The sequence below is a fragment of the Fodinibius sp. AD559 genome (assembly GCF_052712805.1).
This window is the reverse complement of the sequence record NZ_JBQPVW010000001.1, coordinates 60,943-80,657: the sequence shown is the minus strand read 5'-3', so window position 1 is coordinate 80,657 and position 19,715 is coordinate 60,943. Positions and strand designations below refer to the sequence as shown.

Here is a 19,715-nt window from a genome sequence, read left to right as displayed (position 1 = left end):
GAAGATGCTTTACATCAGAATTTTCCAGTATAGATATACGAGAGCAAAGCCAGTCAAAAATACCAGTCCACTCCAGCTGAGCCATTTGAGCCATGGTTTAGGAGTGCAGTTATCGGGCATATGTTCAGCTGTAACCAAACGATAGTTGAGGTAGGCCAAAACCGGTGCTGTTAAAAAGGAAAGCGTAGTGGCGAGATCTACCATCAGTGTAAAAGAATCCCCTAAAAAGTAAAGTACGCCCAATGATAGTAATGAGATTAAAACAAGGAGTATACGATAGAGGGACAGACTATCTTTATCCTTAAAGGTATCCGGCATAAGCACTTCGAGCATGCGCCGGCTCACGCGGGGATAGGCATCGGTGACGGTGAGCGTGGTACTGAACATAGTGGTAAAGGCTGCAATGATGATGACGGTATAGGCCCAGTTGCCCAGGCTTTCGGTATAGAGCCCAATAAGTTGTCCGGCAAAAACTGCACCACTGCTGGCGTACTCCTCTCCACTGCCATACATCACGAGAGCACCGAGAAGTAAGAAACCCAGTGCTAATACAGCAGCCCCTATGTATCCGATATTAAAATCGAGTAGTGATTCTTTGAGTTTGGGCCGATACTGGGTTTGCTTTTCGCGCTCCAGTGTCCACAGCGAATGCCATGCGGCCGCATCAATGGGGATCGGCATCCATCCCATTAGGGCAATTAAAAACGATACGCCGGCCACATCCCATATATTCGGATAATAGCTGGCAACTTCGTGTTGTCCTCCCTGAAAGAGAGCTGCACCCAAAGCTACTATCGTAGATACAGCAAGTACAATCATAATCAACTTTATGGCGCCGTCGAGGGCAGAATATTGTCCCGAAATAAGCAGGATAATACAGATTGCCAAAATTATGGCACTCCACAGCAATGGAGAAAGGGCAATACCGGTAAGCTCGGCAGCTAAGCTTGCGCTAACGATGGTGACCGCAGCTTGTACGGCAAACATGGTGCCGAGGGTAAAGATCACAAAGATACCAATGGCCCATTTGCCCAGCCTGGTGTATCCTTCGATCATGCTTTCGCCGGTGGCAATGGCATAGCGCGGACCATATTCCAAAAAAGGATATTTAAAGAAGTTGGCCAGAATTAAAGCCCAGATTAACGCAAAACCATAAGTAGCCCCGGCACGTGTGGATTGTACGAGGTGTGAAACGCCGATAGCTGCTGCCGCCATTAGCAGTCCCGGGCCTAAACTCTGTTTTATCCCTTGCCAACGATTTGCATCCCGGGTTTTATTTTCTTCTTTATCCCGCACAGCAGATTGTGACTCTTCAGCCATAAAAAACCTGTGGTTAGAAAATTTTTCAAATTGAAAAGAACAATAAGAAAATTGGAAATGAAACAAAAAGAAAGGGTTTTCTCACTGAGGATTGGATAAGGTGAGAAAGAGTAGGGTTACATCATAGCATTTGGAATGAATTGTTCGGGGCCGTCCATGACTACTCCTATAGGATTTAGATAATGATTGATGTTGATTGTATCCTGATGATAATTCAGCACATCTTTAAGCTTACGGTATACTTGAGGTGCCTCATCAAGTCCGCCGCCACGCAGCTCAACACCTTTTTCTTGAAGGCGGTCATAAATCATGTCGGGTTTTATCGCAGATTTAGACAGGTTACGTCCCCGGTAATCACCTTTTGCCTGCGTGCGTGACATCAATCGTCCCGCCCCGTGGATAGTCGAGTAAAGTGCTTTTTTACTTTGTTCTGAGTCAACTCCTTCCAAGATGACGGATATATCCCCCATACTGCCACCGACAAAACCACGCTGGCCGGGGAATGCTGGCGTAGCCCCTTTTCGAACCACAACCAGCTCTTGTCCATCGTGTTCTTCTTTCCATGCAAAGTTGTGGTTGTTATGAACTTTATCCAAAATGGTAGCATTAAAAGCTTTTGCCAGTGTATGGCAGACCCATTCGCGTCCGGCATAGGCATAGCGACCGGCAAGGTTCATGGCGGCAAAATAGTCTTGCCCCAGCGGCGTATCGAGATCGAGAAGCACTTCCTTTTGTTCAAAGTTGGCATTCCAGCTTTTACCTTGTGAGAGATTCATAAACCCCTGAGCCGTTTTATAGCCAAAGCCGCGACTGCCAAAGTGAATACCAATCCAGATATGATGATCCTCGTCGTGGAACAGATCCACGTAGTGATTGCCCGAGCCAACAGTACCGAGTTGCTCACGCGCAGTCTGTTTTAGTGATGAGGTTATTTTTTTATTTGGGTAGGCATCCCATTCGGGAGCATCAAAAATAGAATGACCGACCGGGGCATCGGGATTTTGTTTGCCCAATCCGAACTGTATGTGTTCTTCAATAATGTCTAAAGCAGCAGAAGTGTCAAACGTAGATAGGGTTTTGTCCAGTTTTACAGCCATGTTGCCACAGCCAATATCAAAACCGACACCAACCGGAGATACTTTATTCTGATAAGCCATAACTCCACCGATCGGCATAACGTATCCTACGTGGGCATCGGCCATAAGAGCGCCGCGTTCGGCGCGCATCAACACATTTTTAAATTGCTCAAGCGTATTTTTATCGGGTTGACCAAAGATAGATTTTTCTCCGGTTAATTGAGAAACCATTGTAATATCTATAGCTTTATTCGTTATACTTCCTGTAGGAAAATAACAGGAATTAGTTTTAAAAACGATTAGCTGGCTTTGAATCTTTAAATACATAAAACTGTTTTTAGATAAGAAGCTGGTAGTTAATTAAATATTATTTGGAGGTATTTATGATTACGCGTGAAAACATCCTCGATCTTGCTAAAAAAGAAAGTGACCAATGTGTATCTATTTATTTACCCACGCATAAAGCCGGTGAGGAGGTTCAGCAAGATCCTATCCGGTTAAAGAATTTGCTCACACAGGCTGTTGAGCAATTAAAAGACAGAGAGGTGAGAGGAAAAGAAATTGATGAGTTGCTGGATGAAGCAAGAAAGCTGTTGGATAACCCTCAATTCTGGCGGCATAACGATAAAGGCTTGGCGTTGTTTATAAGTGACGAGGATTTCGAATATTATCGTATTCCGCATGCTTTTAAAGAACGGGTGATGGTAGACGATCACTTCTTAATTACCCCGCTGGTACCTATGATTACCTTGGAAGGTACGTTTTGTATTTTGGCACTCAGTCAAAAGAAAATGCGACTACTAAAATGTACGAGAGCCAGTGTTGAAGAGGTTGAGCTCGAAGAAGCACCCAAAAGTTTAGAAGAGTTTTTGAAGTACGATGTTAATGAAACTAATCTTCAACATCATGCCGGTCAAGGGGCTAACGCCCAAGCAATATTCCACGGTCAGGGCGGATCGCGCGATACCAATACCGAGGAAATCATTAATTACTTGAAGACTGTCGAAAATGAAGTAACTTCTATTCTTCGTAAACGCAATGATCCCCTTATTTTAGGCGGAGTGAATGAGGCGATTGCTGAATACAGAAAAGTCAATAGTTACAGTCGACTGCTGGACCAAACTGTTTCTGGGAATCCCGATCCCAAAAGCAACGAAGAAATAAAAGATGAGGGCTGGAAAGTTATAAAATCGTACTTCTTGAAAGGGATGTACGAGGATATTGAACGCTTTGGTGATCTTTCGGGATCGGAAAAACAGTCCGATAATTTATCCCAAATTGTAGAGGCAGCTTACTACGGAAAAGTCGAATCGCTGTTTGTACCGATTGGAGAGCATAGCTGGGGCTGGTTCGATATGGAACGCGATACGGTACACCACAGTGCAGAACCCCAGAACGGGGAACACGATTTGATAAATATGGCTGCCATCAAAACGTTAACCCAAAGCGGTAATGTATATGCACTCGATAAAGAAGATATGCCTAACGGCTCTTCTATTGCAGCTATATTTAGATATGCGTAATTCATTCAGCTAAGTATGATCGGACAGCTAAATTCGATCCCTTTAATATTTCTTTGAAGTATAGGCATCGACTATAAAGTCGATGCCTATACTTTTTTTAAAACATTTTTCATTTATAACCTTTACACTAAGGCACAAATCATTTTCGCTAATTAAAAGGATCAGTTTATGAAATTACGCACTATTGTTATTTCACTATTGGCTTTGCTCATAGGTACCGGAGTTCAGGCTCAAAGTCTGGACGATGCCGAGGCATCCATGGATTACTATCTCCCACAGAGTGTTGAATACGATGAATCCATACCCACGCCACAGGAAGTACTGGGGATGGTTCCGGGGGAATGGCATGTTCGTCATGATCAGCTTGTACAGTACATGCACGCTGTAGCTGAAGCCTCTGACCGAGTAACGCTTCACAAATTCGGAGAAACGTATGAAGATAGGGACTTGGTTTATTTGACGATCACCTCTCCTTCGAATCACGATAATATCGATCAGATTCGAAAAGAGCATGTCGCACTTACAGAGCCGGAACAATCTGATGAACTAAACACAGCCGAAATGCCCATTGTGTTGTATATGGGATACAGTATCCACGGTGATGAATCGAGTGGTTCGAATGCGTCGATGCTCGTGGCTTATTATATGGCTGCGGCTCAGGGTAAAGAAATCGAAGAAAAGTTGCAGAATAGTGTCATTTTATTGGATCCAAGCCTAAACCCGGACGGATTGAATAGATTTGCCAGTTGGGCCAATACGCATAAGAGTAAAAATATGGTAGCTGATCCCAATAGTATGGAGCTAAATCAGCGCTGGCCAAGTGCTCGTACTAATCATTACTGGTTTGATTTAAATCGCGACTGGATGTTGGTACAGCATCCTGAAAGCCAGGGACGCATTAGTAACTTCCATAAGTGGAAGCCTAATATTTTGACCGATCATCACGAGATGGGCACGAACTCCACCTTCTTTTTTCAGCCGGGTATACAGTCGCGCACCCATCCCATTACGCCAGAAAAGAACCAAAATTTGACGAAGGCTATTGCCGATTATCATGCGGAGATTTTAGACGAAAATAAGCGACTGTATTATTCCCAGGAAAGTTTCGATGATTTCTATTATGGCAAAGGGTCAACCTATCCCGATGTAAATGGAAGTATCGGGATTTTGTTTGAACAGGCCAGCTCGCGTGGATACGCACAGGAAAGTGTGCACGGCGTGTTGAAGTTCCCCTTTACGATCAAGAATCAGTTTTTGACTTCGCTTTCTACCTGGGATGCTTCGCAGAATTTACGGCAGGAGATCCTGAATTATCAGCGTAATTTTTATAAGCAGGCCAAACAAGCCGGTGAAGACGCCGATATTGAGGGATATGTATTTGGTACTGACGAAGATCAAGCACGAACTTATCACTTAGCCGAACTGTTACGTCGCCATAAAGTAAATCTATACGATTTGAATCAGGATATTACGGTTGACGGAGAGACCTTTAAAGGTGGATCTTCATACGTTATTCCATCTGATCAAAAACAGTATCGGTTTGTGAAAGCGTTGTTTGAGCGTCGTACTACGTTCACCGATAGCTTGTTTTACGATGTCTCGGCATGGACCATGCCCTACGCTTTTAATCTTCCGTTTGCTGAACTGGAAGGTCGTGATTACAGTGATGATCTTCTCGGTAACAAAGTAGATGGATTGCCGGAGTTTCCTAACGGAGAAGTACTGGGCGGAAAAAGTGATTATGCCTATGTGTTTGAGTGGGATGAGTACTATTCACCGCGAGCGGTAAACCGCCTGCTTGATGCGGGAGTGCGCGTAAAAGTTGCTTCGAAGCCATTTACAGGTGTTACGGCAGATGGTACGCACAAATTTGATTACGGAACAATATTGGTGCCTTTGGGGCCGCAGTCGGTGGACCGAGATAAGATTCACAAGCTTGTTCAACAAGCTGCAGACAATGATGGACTAACGGTCTATTCGGTTGGCACGGGACTTACCCCCAGCGGAATTGATCTGGGCAGCGGATCGTTTGAGGATCTTGAGAAGCCATCTGTTGCGGTGCTTTCCGGAGATGGAGCCAGTCCGTATGAAGTGGGCGAAGTGTGGCATCTCTTGGATCAGCGCTTTGATATGCCACCTACGCTTTTCCCCATGGATCGCGTAGGACGAACTGATTTGGATCGCTATAATGTAATAGTGATGGTAAATGGCAGTTATGATAGATTATCTGATCGGGCCATCGAAAAGATTAAACGCTGGACCCAAAATGGCGGAACGCTCATCACAACAAAATATGCCAACAACTGGGCTGAGCAAAATGGGTTGGCAAATATAGAATTTCTCGATGAGGAAGAATCCGAAGAAGAAAAGCAGGTTACGCCCAAGCCGTATGCCGATATGAGTCAAGATCGCGGCGCGCAATATATTGGTGGTACCATTTTTGATACCAAGCTCGATCTGACCCATCCGCTGGGATATGGCTACAATGATGAGGATCTGACGGTCTTTCGCAATAGTACCCTCTTTGTTAAGAAGGCTGAAAATCCCTACGCCACACCGCTTTATTATACCGAAGATCCGTTGGCCAGCGGGTATGTTTCTGATGAAAATCTGGAAAAACTATCCGGCACAGCAGCTGTTGTGGTAAGTGATGTTGGCAGTGGACGTGTAATCTCAATGACCGATAATCCAAATTTCAGGGCTTTTTGGTTTGGTACGAACAAGCTGTTTATGAATGCCATCTTTTTTGGCCAAACTATTGACGGCGGATCGGGTAATTAATAGAAGTCAGTAGCGTATTAACTTCTTTAGGCATGGAAATAATTTCAATTTCCATGCCTTTTTATTTTCTCAAATATTTTGATCGAACCCTGTTATATTCCAACAATCAAAAAAAGAATTGGGTCATATGAGTTTATTTAAGTCAAAATTAGATTTAAAACCTGTTTTTCAGGTCCTTTTTGCCATTATTATAATTGGTGCTGTAAGTGCACTGATCCTTTCGTTGAGTGTCGATAATATGGTGGAATCCAGTCTGGAACGTACCACGGCAGAGGCATTGAATACCTCTGTTGATGTTGAAGAGGTATCAATATCTCTCTTGAATGGTTCAGGAACCATAACGGGATTCATCATTCACAATCCGGAAGGGTTTAGTGATAAACCCGCCGCGAGGCTAAAACAGATTTTTATCGAGATGAAGATATCCTCTATTCTTTCGAATACCGTTATTGTGGAAGAAATTAGGGTTGAAAAGCCGGAGCTTTTTTATGAGCAAAAAGAGACAGGTAATAACTTTGATACGCTTACCGAGAATATGGATGAATCAACCTCTTCGGATACAAACCTAATTGTAGATTATCTATTGGTAGAAAATGGTCAGGTTACATTAACGGCGGATATTGGCAAAGAGAAATCCGTAATGGCCGAATTTTCTAAAATTGAAGTAAAGGGTATTGGTCGCAGTGGCAATAATACCATGGAGCAGACGATACAGCAAATACTTAGACCTGTTTTGGAAAAGGCGTTGCAAGAAGCAGCTACCCAAGGATTAATGGATAAAGCAAAAGACGCCCTGCAAGATATGCTCGATGGATAACAGATCTTCTTACTTACATAAAATTAAAAAAAGAGACATCTACAATTGAGATGTCTCTTTTTTAATGAATAACAATTGGGAAGCTAAAAACTTACAGAGCATTTGTTAGCTTGTCAGTATAATCCAGTTTCTCCCAGGGAAACTCGTCACGACCAAAGTGCCCGTATGCGGCCGTTTCAGAATAAATGGGTCGTTTTAAGTTAAAACGACTGATAATGCCAGCCGGTGTCAGGTCAAAAGTCTGTTTAATCGCTTGAGCTAATTCAGCATCTTTTACTTTGCCGGTTCCATAGGTGTTTACATTCACAGAAACAGGCTCAGGGATACCGATAGCATAAGCGAGCTGTATGAGACACTCACCGGCCAGATCGGCGCCGACAACATTTTTAGCAATATGTCGAGAAGCATAGGCCGCACTGCGATCTACTTTCGAGGGATCCTTACCGGAGAAAGCTCCGCCGCCGTGTGCGCCACGTCCGCCGTAGGTATCAACAATAATTTTACGTCCGGTAAGACCGGTATCTCCGTGTGGTCCACCAATCACAAATTTTCCCGTCGGATTTACGTGGAGAATTGTTTCTGCATCCATTAACTCTTCTGAGATAACTTCTGGGATAAGATGTTTTTTCAGATCCTCTTTGATTTTAATTTGATCAACTCCCGCATCATGCTGGGTGGAAATGACAATCGTATCCACTCTTTTGGGATTTCCTTCATCATCATATTCAACAGTGACCTGGCTCTTGCTGTCGGGAGCAAGATAGGGAAGGAGCGCTGTTTCTTTGCGAATATGCGCCAGCTCTCGAAGTAAATCATGGGAGTATTGCAATGTCATGGGCATGTAGGTGTTTGTTTCATCAGTAGCGTATCCAAACATCATGCCCTGATCGCCGGCGCCCATTTTTTTGTCTTTTCCTTCGTCAACGCCTTGAGCAATATCCGGACTCTGCTGGTGGATGGTTGTCAAAACCCCACAAGATTCCGAATCGAAGCGATAAGAATTTTTTGTGTAGCCGATATTTCGGATGACATCGCGTGTTATTTCTTGAACATCTACATAGGCATCGGTCGTAACTTCACCCGAGATAACGGCAAGTCCCGTTGTTACCAATGTCTCAACGGCCACCCGGGAATCGGGATCCTGTTCGAGCATGGCATCGAGAATAGAATCAGAGATTTGATCAGCGACTTTATCGGGGTGACCTTCTGATACAGATTCGGAGGTAAAAAGGTTTTTCATTTGAGTAAAAAAGTTCGTGTAAACAATGATTATTAAGAAGCCTTGAAGCTACAAAAATCTGTATAATTATGCAGAATGATCTGTCAATAAAGAAAGCCGCACTCCTTTTAATAGAGCACGGCTTTTTCCAGGGATTGTACAGTTAAAAAATAGTACTATTTTTAGCTGGGGAGCAATACACCGTCAATAATATGGACTACTCCGTTGGTGCCTTGCAGGTCAACCGTTGTCACGCTATAGGTATTACCGGCCTGGTCAGTAAGAGAAACGCTTCCGTTTTCATTAACGGTAATTTCAAGATCGGCTCCATTTACTGTGGTTGCAGTTCCTGATGATATGTTTCCAGAAAGCACTTCTTGTGGGAGTACGTGATACTCAAGAATATCTTGTAATTCCTGATCGGAAAGGCCACTGGTATCCACTTCATCAAATGCTGCATTAGTAGGGGCGAAAACAGTAAAGGGACCATCTCCTTGAAGTGTTCCGGCCAACCCGGCCTGAACAACTGCATCTTCTAAGGCTTGCAGGTTATATCGCTTAGAAACAATACCTACCACATCCTGATAACTATCGGGAAGCAGTACATTGTCGATGGCATGTATCGTGCCATTGGATGCTTCAACATCTGCTGTCACGACGGTTGCAACATCGTTGACTACGACTTCACCATCAGCAGTGACAAAAAGGTTGCCCCCTGCTAATGCCTCAACGGATTGTTCGGCTTCCAAATCAGCAGCAAGTATATTGGCATTCACCACATGATATTGTAGTATTTCAGCAAGTTGATCGTCAGAAAACCCACTGAGATCAACACCGGAGAAAGCATCGTCGGTGGGGGCAAATATAGTAAACGGACCGGCTTGTTGTAATGCTTCGTCCAGCCCTGTTTGTCCGAGCGCATCAACGAGTGTAGTAAAGTTTCCATTATCGATGGCTACATCTACGATATTGGGGGCAGGGTTCAGTACACCATTAATAATATGAACTACGCCATTAGTTCCCTGCAGGTCAGCTTCAGTAACTTCGTACATTTGTCCGCTGTTGTCGGTAATGGTAACGGTACCGTCGGCCGATTCAATAAGGAGATCTTCTCCCTGAAGGGTTTCTACTGTTTGCGTAGCCTGAAGATCATCAGAAAGCACTTCGGATGGAATTACATGATACTGTAGTACATCAGCTAAACTTTGATCGCCCAGATCAGCATTGCTAAAAGCGGCATTAGTGGGAGCAAAAACCGTAAACGGTCCGTCAGCTTGTAGTGCAGAAGCAAGGTTTTCACTCAATACGGCATCTTCAAGAGATTGCAAGCCATAACGTTTTACTATAATGCCAACGACATCAAGGTAGGCATCCGGGAACAATACTTGATCGATTGCGTGGATAGTACCATTTGATGCTTCAATGTCAGCATTAACTACCGTTGCATTGCCATTAACAACGACATTGCCGCCAGTCGTTATAAAAAGATCTTCGCCGGCAAAAGTTTCAACGGCTTGTTCGGATTGAAGATCTCCAGAGGCTATTTCCGATCCAGCTATAACGTGATAGCTTAGTATTTCTGTAAGCTGATCATTTGAAAGGCTGGAGAGAAGCCCGTCAGGTAGGTTGCCAAAAGCATCATTGGTAGGAGCAAAAACGGTGAATGGGCCGTCTCCTTCCAGTGTCGAAACCAAGCCAGCATCACTTAGTGCAGATACAAGGTCACTGAAATTATCATCAGATTGAGCAACTTCTGCAATATTACCGGTTTCATTTGGAGGGTCGGTTGGTCCGTTATCATCGTCGCCACATGCCTGCAGCGTAAAAATAAATAGAACGGCAATAAAACTGTTGAACAAAAATGTTCGCAGTTTTTGTAAGGGATTGTGAGTTGTTGTTTCCATTGTGATATGTGATTAATTAAGGATAGTGATACTCGATAATCACATATCAAGGAAATTGGTTCCCTAAATTATTAAATATATATGTTTAAATAATTTAATATTATTAAGTGAACGGAGGGTATAGGGGCAATGTTTATTAGTTATTTTTCTATATGTCTAATTAAACAAATCGCCTTCTTTTTTATCAGGATTTACTCCTAAATACTCAAAAGCCTGACGGGTTGCTATTCGTCCCTTTGGCGTTCGCTGGAGAAAACCTTCCTTAATCAAGTATGGTTCGTAGACTTCTTCGATAGTACCTTTATCTTCACCTACAGCAACGCCCAGGGTTCCCAGTCCCACCGGACCGCCCTCATAGTTTTCGATAATGGCTTTCAAAATGCGGATATCCATTTCGTCGAGTCCATTCTCATCAACGTCGAGGGCGTTGAGGGCCGTATCGGCAATTTCATCATTGATGGTATCCATATCTTCTACCTGGGCAAAATCACGGGTACGCCGTAATAGCTTGTTGACGATTCGAGGGGTGCCCCGACTACGGCGCGCAATTTCGTGTGCCCCGGTTTCTGTGATACCCATATCTAAAATGCTGGCGGTACGAAGTGCAATGCGTTGCAAAAGTTCTACATCGTAGTAATCGAGCCGCATATCGATTCCAAAGCGGGCACGAAGTGGTGCAGTAAGTAATCCCTTTCGGGTAGTTGCTCCCACCAAGGTGAAGCGATTGAGCTCTATTTGGATACTGCGCGCATTGGGACCCGAATCAATAACAATATCCAGCTGATAATCTTCCATGGCTGAATACAAATACTCCTCTACGACAGGATTTAGCCGATGAATTTCATCAATAAAAAGGACGTCCCCCTCTTCGAGATTAGTAAGCATACCGGCAAGATCACCGGGTTTTTCAAGAACAGGTCCCGTGGTAGGTTTAATCTGAACCCCCATCTCATTTGCAATAATATGGGCTAACGTCGTTTTTCCCAAGCCGGGAGGTCCGGAAAGGATAACGTGATCTAATGCTTCATCCCGTTTTTGGGCCGCCTTAATAAAAACCGAGAGATTCTGGATAACCTTTTTTTGTCCGATAAACTCGCTGATACGGGTTGGCCGCAGCGTGCGTTCAAACTCTTGGTCATTATCAGAAGCGTCTAACAGTGGGTTTTGCAAAATAAGTATGAAATGAGTTAACCGACTTTTACAGCAAGTAAATTAACTCATTATTTGCAAAGTTTCGAAAGCTTATTCGCCCTCTTTCATCTGTTCTTCAAAGTTATCGTAATCCACATTGCCCAGTTTATAATCCAGTTTTTTAAGCAACCTGAAAGAGGGTTTGCGATAAATGCCATCCATGGAATAAACTTTATGAATAGCCTCTCGTGCTTTTTCCGGTTGTTCAATATTGATATAAGCATTGCCCATATACCAATACGCTTTCTCTTCCAAGATCTTTCTTTTGGTATCTCTTTTTATGACCGCCTTAAATGATTCAATTGATTCTCCGAACCCTCCGCTGTTGTATTGTATAATTCCCTTATTCAGATAAGCTTTTGTAGCGGCTGACTCATCACTGTAATTATTGATAATTTCATCGTAGGCAGCAATGGCTTTTGATATATCCCCGGAAAGTGCAGCTTCGAATCCCCGGTTCAGCAGCGAATCCGATGGAAGTGTTTCTGTTTTCTGACTACGAAATACTTCTGCAGAAGAAAGATTCTCTGCCAGATTAAATTGGCTGGGAACTTCACTCTGTAATGATTTATTTGTATCAAGTTGAAAGAAATTAATCGACACAACCAACAGTGCTACTGCAGCAGCGGCTGCCATCCATTTCCAAGAGCTCTGTATTGAATAAATAATACCGTTTTCTTCGGCAGAGGTAGAATGATTATTGGAAGAGCGTTTTTTGAGAATAGACTGTACGCCTAACTCAGTTTTTAAAAGCTCGATATACTCGGGGCGCTGGAGCAGTTTTTCCCAAAGCTTCTGGGCTTCTTCCTCCGAGAGTTTGCCCTTTACATAGGCATCAATTTTTTGTTCCAGCTCTATGTCTCTTGACATTTTGTTCATTCTCAAACTCTTAATTGTATGCTTTAAACAGTGTTAACCCGTGGTTTGTTCTCAAGGTCTGTAAGTAAGACCCTTGAGAACCCCAATCCTTACATTATAATTCGCTTTTTTCTTGATAGCAGTCGTTAAGTTTCTGAATAAGCCGATGTTTCCGGGTCCAGACGTTGTTAACACTGATATTAAAATGCTGGGCCACCTTTTTTGCATGGGAGTCAGGGTGATCAAACCAGTACTGCATAAACTCCTGATACTTTTCTTTAAGTTGATTCAGGCACCACTCGAGCAAGCGTTCCTGTTCCTCATCCAGCAGCGACTGCAGCTGGGTAGGAGCCTGTTGATGCTTATTGGGAATTTCATCCGTTGCTTCGGGACGTTTTTTCTTCTGCATTTTGAGGTAATTATTTCTGCATATTGACAGAATATACGAGACTACCTGATCGGGGTTGTTCAGCCGGTCCTCCTTTATTACTTCAAGGGAGGTAAGAAGAGAATCTTGTGCACAGTCCTCCGCATCAGATCGACTTGCATTCATGTGAATGCGCAGAAATGCTATTAGCCTTGGGCGGAGCGCCTCGATGATTTTATTTGTCTCTTGAGTGTTGTTCTCTTTGATGGCTGATACTAAATTCGCGTAGTCCATGGTCGTTAATCTAAAAAGCCAATGTTGATGTAAAAACTATAAAAAGTTAGGCAATAAACAACAGTTACATTAACTTTGAGTAGAAAAGCTATAAATAATTCCTTTTTATCCCATTAGAACTATGTGGGAAGCCCAAATCCGAACGGTGGTTAATGTATCGAGTTCAACTTAAAAATTTTGAAGGTCCGCTCGACCTCCTTCTCTTTTTTATAAAGCGCGATGAGCTTGATATCTACGATATTCCTATCTCTTATATCACCAACCAGTTTTTAGAGTATATCAATTTAATGGAAGAGCTGGATTTAGATGTTGCCAGCGAATTTATTTTGATGGCCAGCATGCTGATGTCGATCAAGGCCAAGATGATGCTTCCACAGGAGGAATCCGAAGAGGAGCTCGATGAGCACGATCCCCGTTACGAATTGGTACAGCGGCTGCTCGAATATAAGCGTTACAAAGAGATGGCCGGCAAAATGGAAGATGTGGCTGAAGAAGCCCAGAAGTCATATTTTCGCGGATATACGGAGGTCGATCAGGTGGATAAGCAGGCCAGCGGCGAAGCCCTGAAGGATGTAACCATGTTTGATTTGATGGCGGCCTTTAATAAGGTATTGGCCGATATCAAAAAGCAGGAAAGTGTACACCATGTTGAAAAGATAGAGTTTACCATTGAAGAGCAGAGTGAGTATGTGCTGGATCGCCTGCAGCAAAATGGACGCACATCTTTTAGGGCGATGTGTAACGAGCTTAACAACCTCACAAAGATAGTGGTCACCTTTTTAGCGATTTTAGAAATGTTAAAAGAGCGACAGATCAACTTGTATGTTGAAGATGATGATCCAACGGAGTTTTATCTGGACTTAAAACCTGTTGATGAAATTATTGGCACACCCGAAACGAATAAGAATTAAAAAGAAAGAGCGTTACTTATGAAGATGCACTTGCAATCTGTTCTTGTTGGGCTATTGATATTTACCGTAGGCTGTGCAGGATCAGAGCCGTCGAGTCAGAATCAACCTTCGGAACCTATCACCGATACCGAGCAGTTATTAGCCTTCCAACAGGAGATCTCAGCGGATTATTTAAAACCCCGTTTAACGGCTTTTGCTCACGATTCTATGAAGGGGCGCGAAACGGGGACCCCTTCCGAGAAAGTGGCTGCTGAGTATCTTGCTGATGAGTATAAACAGCTGGGCCTTAAACCGGTTGGTGATAACGGAAGTTATTTTCAGGATTTTGAACTCAGTGCATCAAAAAGCGACAGCATTATTTTTGAAGTGTATAAAAAGGATGACTCTGCAAGAGAACGAATAGATCGATCGGTGGCCAGCAGTAATCAAACGGCCCATTTTGCACGATTATTTGGTGGTACTGATACGTTAAGAGGACCGATTATTTTTGCAGGATTTGGTATCAACGATCAGGAACGCGGGGTAGCTCATCTGGATAGTGTTGATCTAAAAGATAAGTGGGTAATGGTATTTCAAAAGCTTCCAAAAGTTGTGGATGGGGATACCCTTATAAACCCCAAGATAGATGCCCGGGCACGGTTTCAGATGATTATGGATCGGGGAGCAGCAGGTATCTTGACTATACCGGCCCAAGAAGATCAAGAGTTTGAGGTAGTAGCTCAAAAAATGCAGGGTAGCTTTGGAGAAATAGGACGTATGAGTTTAGCTTATCGGGATAAAAGCGGGGGTTCTTCAAGCGGAAGAAGGGGGTACAACCTTATAAAACCAGAATTAGCTGCAAAGTTACTGGGATTGAACTCCGTGGAAGAACTGACAGATCATCGGCAAAAGTTGATTGATAATATTACTGATTTTCAAGCCAAAGAGCTGGGTTATGAATTGACGCAAATTCCCCATTCATCCAAAGAAACAATTAACTCCCGAAATGTTTTGGCCTTTTTTGAAGGAGCCGATCCAAAGCTGAAAGATGAAGTGGTGGTGCTGACTTCGCACTACGATCATGTAGGTATAGGGGAGCCCGATTCTACCGGTGATCGAATTTATAACGGCGCAGACGATGACGGAAGCGGAACTATTGGACTTTTGAATATTGCCAAAGCATTTGCAGAGGCTGAAAAAAATGGCATAAAACCCAGACGCTCTATTTTATTTTTAAATGTATCAGCGGAAGAAAAAGGATTGCTTGGATCGCGCTATTATTCCGATCATCCGGTGTTTCCGATGGAAAAAACAGTGGCAAATTTAAATACCGATATGATTGGCCGGATCGATTCTACGCACAAAAGCGAAGGCATTGAAAAGTATGCCTATATCATTGGTGCGGAACTGATTTCTTCGGATTTGGATAGCCTTATTAAGGTTGCGAACAAGCAGTCAGGACAGATAAAGCTGAATAAAAGATACAACGATCTGAACGATCCCCAGCAGTTTTACCGTCGCAGTGACCACTGGCATTTTGGCCGAAAACAGGTCCCTTTTGCCTTTTTCTTTTCGGGTGTTCACGAAGACTATCACCGTCCATCAGATGAGGTGCATAAAATTCGTTTCGAAAAAATGGCAAGCATCCTGCGGACGATGTATGCTACAACGGTGATGATCGCTAATGCTGACAATCCTCCTGCTGTTGATAATCAGCAGTTTATTGAAATTACCAAGAGTGATAATTAAAAGAATTGAACTAAGATGGGGAAGGATTTTAGGATAGCGGGGATGAACATTCCAAATTGAGGCACCTTAATCCTTGTAATACTTTAATCTGATTAATCAGGATTCTAAAATTTTGTTGTTAAAAAGGCGGTTATATTGCAGAAAGTGAGAGCCAAAGTTAATGAGAAGTCCAGTTTTTAGATCGTAAGCTTCGAGATAGTTTAATGCCTGAGCCAAGTGAACGTCTTGAAGTTGAATAACGGCTTTTATTTCAAGCAAAATATCTTCTTCAATGATAAAGTCAGCTCTCCGGGTACCTACCTGAACATCTTCAAAAAAATTTCCATTTCCTGTTCACGCCAGTAAAATAGGTTTCTCTTTTTAAATTCAAGAGCTAAACAACGCTGATAAATAACCTCTTGGAATCCATTGCCCAGTGTGTTATGGACTTTCATCGCACAGCCAATAATATCATGGGTGATTTTCTTACATTCCATCTCTCTCTGTGATTTAAACAGTCAAATAAGTAAGATCCTGTGAAGAGCAAATCCTTACAAAGATAATTTTCCTTTCTGAATTGTGGCTAAACTTACTTGTTACCAATTATAGATTTTGAACCGGGATTTATAAGATTAGAGGATGAAATGATGTCTGGCATCTAAATAAACGCTTTACCGACCTACAACAATAAAAGGCGCCCAGTATACAGGATGATTAAACAGGGGATGTTTAATCATTTTTAGTTTGGCTTCGCGCATGGCTTTGGCTTTGGCTCCGAATGGAATGGATTGCTCCCATCCGATCCAGCGCAAAGCTCCATCAACCCAGCTCCTGCTGGTGTCTTGTTGAAGAAGCGACTTGTAAAATTCGTTCATAAAGGAAGCCGTCGATCGGTCATAGACATTCCAAAGGCTTACTACAACGGTTGAAGTACCGGCATAGAAAAAGGATCGCTGCATGCCCAGCATACCTTCACCGCCAACCATTTTGCCCAGTCCCGTGTTGCAGGCACTTAGTACAACCATATCAGAATTAATATTCATCCCGAAAATTTCGGAGCTCCGCAGCATGCCATCCTCGGCGGATGAAGCCGAAATATCGCTGTCGGTAGAAAGGGCCAAGCCGCTGCGATTGGGTTGATTTTCGTCAATAATACCGTGTGTGGCCAAGTGGAGATACTGGTAATTATTCTGGCGCAGTAATCTTTTTAGTGTTCCTTCTGATACTTGCTCATCTTTTAGGATAGAGGCATTTTTAAAGTGAGTTGCAATGGAATCAACCTCGATAAGCGTGGACGGGAGGTTGTTTAGGTTATCCCGTTGTAACCCACGTTCATTATTGCGAACAAAATTGGATCCTGCAACAGCCAACAAATCTTTCCGGGTCGGGGTTTCCGGATCTTTTAAGAGTGTAAGGCTGGTAAGAGAAGGCACGTACTTGATATTAAAATTTTCAATCAGGTACTGATCGCCCTGCGAGATAGCCTCAAACGGGAGATAGGCAAGCGCACCATCGGGAACTATGGTCAAATTTGAATAGTTTTCAAGGTCACCTTCAAAAGGTTTGAAAAGCAAATTATACAATAGCGTAGACTCTGATCGCAATTTCGTACGCGAAGCGTTGGAAAGGATAGCATCCTTAAAATCGGTCACCATGGTCGTCAGCTCGGTAGCAAGCTCCTCGGTATTGTTCGACCGTGATATCGTTTCAACACGAACATTGTTACGGCTTATCATAAAAGCCAACAGCTCGTTACCGGCCAGTGCGTATTCTAGGATGGCCGTTTGCCCGTCAACGCTGTTTTGGGCCTGCTGAAGGCTAATGGGCTTGGGGGATTGCAGCGCTTTTAGCCGGGGATGCTCACTCCGCAATTCATTTTCGTATGAGGCATAGTCGAGTTCGGCATCCCGTATTTTTTGTCGCAGCTCTTCCCGTTTTTGAGCACTTACGGTACTTTCAAGCTGGCTGTAAAGCTGATCAATCCGGTTTCGTTTCTGATTGCGTTCAAGGCGGATCTTCTCCGGCAGCTGCTCATCAATATTCTGGGAGGCCTTGGCAAGCTCATCGCTGAGTGCTCGGGCCTTGGCCTGTTCAACCAGTTTATAGGCCCGGGCAACATCCGAAGTGTAGGTTAAGACCCAAGATGCCACCTCGGTGTAAAAATCGGAATGTTTGCCAAAATATCCTGACTTTAGATCCGAAAGGGCCCCGGCGTTGGACCGATGTTGTTCAATAATATTAATAGCTTTTTGCCCGTAGGTAACGGCGCTGTCGGAGCCAAGTTTGTGATACTGCCGGGCCAGGTCTTTGATGGGCGCAAGCTGGCGACGGGGCGACAAATACTGGCTGTAGCTGTGGGCTTTCTTGAAGTGTTGGAGAGCTTCCTCGTCTCGATTTTGCGCTTGGCCAATCCGCCCCAAATATGAGGTAGCTTTCTGCAGCATATCGTAGCTGTCGGTGGAATCGCCCATGGCTTTAAGCCGGTTGGCATAGGAGATAGCCTGCTTAAAATCTTCCTGACCAATGGTTAACTTAAGCATAGAATTAAGCGAAGAAGCGATATCATAAGGGTTGCCTATTTGTTCCCTAAGCTTAAGGGCTTTACGATAATAGCTGGCTGCCTCCTTTTTATTACCTTGTTCCCAGTAGAGCTGCCCGATATTATTTATTGTGGTAGCAATTGAACCGGGACCGGAGGTTTTTTCGCTTATGGCGAGGCTCTGTTCGTAATAACCAATGGCTTTATCATATTCACTCAGCTTCTTGTAAAGTAGTCCCAGGTTATTAAGAATGGATGCCGTAAGTTTGGGGGTCGACGCCTGTCGGCTATTGTCCAACGCCTGTTTATAAGAAACCAATGCCTGATCATAATTGGCAAGATTTCTTTGCACTCTACCAATTTGGTTATAAATATTTGCCAGTAAATGTACACTTCCGATTTCTTGGCGAATTTTCAGACTCCGGTTGTGATATTCAAGGGCTCTGTCATAGAGAGATAATTCGACATAAACTCTTCCAATGTTGGATAAGGTAATGGCTTTAAACCGTTTGTTTTTGTAATAATTAAGGGCTTGCTGATAGTTTTCAAGAGCACTGGAATAATCACCTCTGTTAGAGTAGACACCTGCCAGGTTATTATATACGGTACCAATGAGCAGGCTGTCACCTGATTCTTGAGCTAATGGCAGGGCCTTGTTGTAAAATTTCTCAGCCTGATCTACTTTTCCCATTCTTTTAGACGACCATCCCATGCTGGTGAAAAGGTCACCGCGATTGTATGTGTCATTGGCCGGGTGGTCTGCCTTCAGCAACTTTTTATAGAGTTTCATGGCCTGCTCATTTTTTGAGCGGTAAACCATGGCGCTGGCGTATTCCTTTCCGGCCCGGAGCCACGATGCGGTATCTTGGAACTGCCGGTATAAATTATAGGCTTCTCGGTAGTAGAACTCTGATTCCGCCATTTTACCCTTGTCGTCGTATTCCTTACCCTGTTTAAAAAGAGAGTCGGCAAGCTGTATGCTTTGCCCCATACCCGATAGAGGGAAGCAGATAAAAAGTGTGAGGCAAACGAAAAGCCGTTTCATACCCTAATAGTTAATATCACCAAGTATTTAGATGTGTGCTAAGAGCCTTGAATATATACACAGAATCTGGCAAAAGGTAAAAAGTTTGGTGTTGAGTATTAATTGTAGATATTAAAGAGCTTCTTCATTGAGGAAGGATGTTCACTAATAATCCCAAAAAAAT

The 19,715-nt window shown here is 43.4% G+C and carries 13 protein-coding genes and 1 pseudogene; 5 read left to right on the top strand and 9 right to left on the bottom strand.

What is annotated here, in order from left to right:
* Positions 1–9 precede the first annotated feature (9 nt).
* The gene (locus tag ACQ4LT_RS00385) at positions 10–1,320 is read right to left on the bottom strand and encodes an Nramp family divalent metal transporter (protein ID WP_445664014.1); all 1,311 of its coding nucleotides are present in this window, start codon (positions 1,318–1,320) and stop codon (positions 10–12) included.
* 116 nt (positions 1,321–1,436) lie between these two features.
* Positions 1,437–2,627 carry an RtcB family protein gene (locus ACQ4LT_RS00380; RefSeq protein ID WP_445664013.1) on the bottom strand — a complete coding sequence of 397 codons (1,191 nt, stop codon included), beginning with the start codon at positions 2,625–2,627 and terminating at the stop codon, positions 1,437–1,439.
* Positions 2,628–2,779: 152 nt separating this feature from the next.
* Between ACQ4LT_RS00380 and ACQ4LT_RS00375 the strand changes: the two genes are divergently transcribed.
* The 3 genes from ACQ4LT_RS00375 to ACQ4LT_RS00365 all read left to right on the top strand — a co-directional run bounded on the left by ACQ4LT_RS00375 (position 2,780) and on the right by ACQ4LT_RS00365 (position 7,517).
* On the top strand, positions 2,780–3,919 hold the full coding sequence (locus ACQ4LT_RS00375; RefSeq protein WP_445664012.1) for a baeRF7 domain-containing protein: 1,140 nt from the start codon (positions 2,780–2,782) through the stop codon (positions 3,917–3,919).
* 168 nt (positions 3,920–4,087) lie between these two features.
* Positions 4,088–6,700 carry a M14 family metallopeptidase gene (locus ACQ4LT_RS00370; RefSeq protein ID WP_445664011.1) on the top strand — a complete coding sequence of 871 codons (2,613 nt, stop codon included), beginning with the start codon at positions 4,088–4,090 and terminating at the stop codon, positions 6,698–6,700.
* 127 nt (positions 6,701–6,827) lie between these two features.
* Positions 6,828–7,517, top strand: coding sequence for a DUF748 domain-containing protein (locus ACQ4LT_RS00365; RefSeq protein ID WP_445664010.1), 690 nt, complete (start codon positions 6,828–6,830; stop codon positions 7,515–7,517).
* Positions 7,518–7,608: 91 nt separating this feature from the next.
* Here the strand turns inward: ACQ4LT_RS00365 and metK are convergent, their stop codons facing one another.
* From metK to ACQ4LT_RS00340, 5 genes are all read right to left on the bottom strand, one after another.
* Positions 7,609–8,757, bottom strand: a complete 1,149-nt coding sequence (metK, locus tag ACQ4LT_RS00360; protein ID WP_445664009.1) for a methionine adenosyltransferase — start codon at positions 8,755–8,757, stop codon at positions 7,609–7,611.
* A gap of 161 nt (positions 8,758–8,918) precedes the next feature.
* A complete protein-coding gene (locus ACQ4LT_RS00355; protein WP_445664008.1) occupies positions 8,919–10,640 on the bottom strand; it encodes a fasciclin domain-containing protein in 1,722 nt (573 codons plus the stop codon).
* Positions 10,641–10,796: 156 nt separating this feature from the next.
* The gene (gene ruvB / locus ACQ4LT_RS00350) at positions 10,797–11,810 is read right to left on the bottom strand and encodes a Holliday junction branch migration DNA helicase RuvB (protein ID WP_445664007.1); all 1,014 of its coding nucleotides are present in this window, start codon (positions 11,808–11,810) and stop codon (positions 10,797–10,799) included.
* Positions 11,811–11,882: 72 nt separating this feature from the next.
* On the bottom strand, positions 11,883–12,701 hold the full coding sequence (locus tag ACQ4LT_RS00345) for a tetratricopeptide repeat protein (RefSeq protein WP_445664006.1): 819 nt from the start codon (positions 12,699–12,701) through the stop codon (positions 11,883–11,885).
* 103 nt (positions 12,702–12,804) lie between these two features.
* Positions 12,805–13,350, bottom strand: a complete 546-nt coding sequence (locus ACQ4LT_RS00340) for an RNA polymerase sigma factor (protein ID WP_445664005.1) — start codon at positions 13,348–13,350, stop codon at positions 12,805–12,807.
* Positions 13,351–13,502: 152 nt separating this feature from the next.
* Here ACQ4LT_RS00340 and ACQ4LT_RS00335 point away from each other — a divergent pair, with 152 nt between their 5' ends.
* On the top strand, positions 13,503–14,261 hold the full coding sequence (locus ACQ4LT_RS00335; protein WP_445664004.1) for a segregation and condensation protein A: 759 nt from the start codon (positions 13,503–13,505) through the stop codon (positions 14,259–14,261).
* Positions 14,262–14,279: 18 nt separating this feature from the next.
* Positions 14,280–15,989 carry a M28 family peptidase gene (locus ACQ4LT_RS00330; protein ID WP_445664003.1) on the top strand — a complete coding sequence of 570 codons (1,710 nt, stop codon included), beginning with the start codon at positions 14,280–14,282 and terminating at the stop codon, positions 15,987–15,989.
* A 96-nt stretch (positions 15,990–16,085) separates the two neighbouring features.
* Here ACQ4LT_RS00330 and ACQ4LT_RS00325 read toward each other — a convergent pair.
* Positions 16,086–16,465 (bottom strand): annotated as a pseudogene (locus ACQ4LT_RS00325) (GxxExxY protein).
* A 174-nt stretch (positions 16,466–16,639) separates the two neighbouring features.
* Positions 16,640–19,552: a CHAT domain-containing protein gene (locus tag ACQ4LT_RS00320; protein WP_445664002.1), complete on the bottom strand. Its 2,913-nt coding sequence runs from the start codon at positions 19,550–19,552 to the stop codon at positions 16,640–16,642.
* Positions 19,553–19,715: the final 163 nt, after the last annotated feature.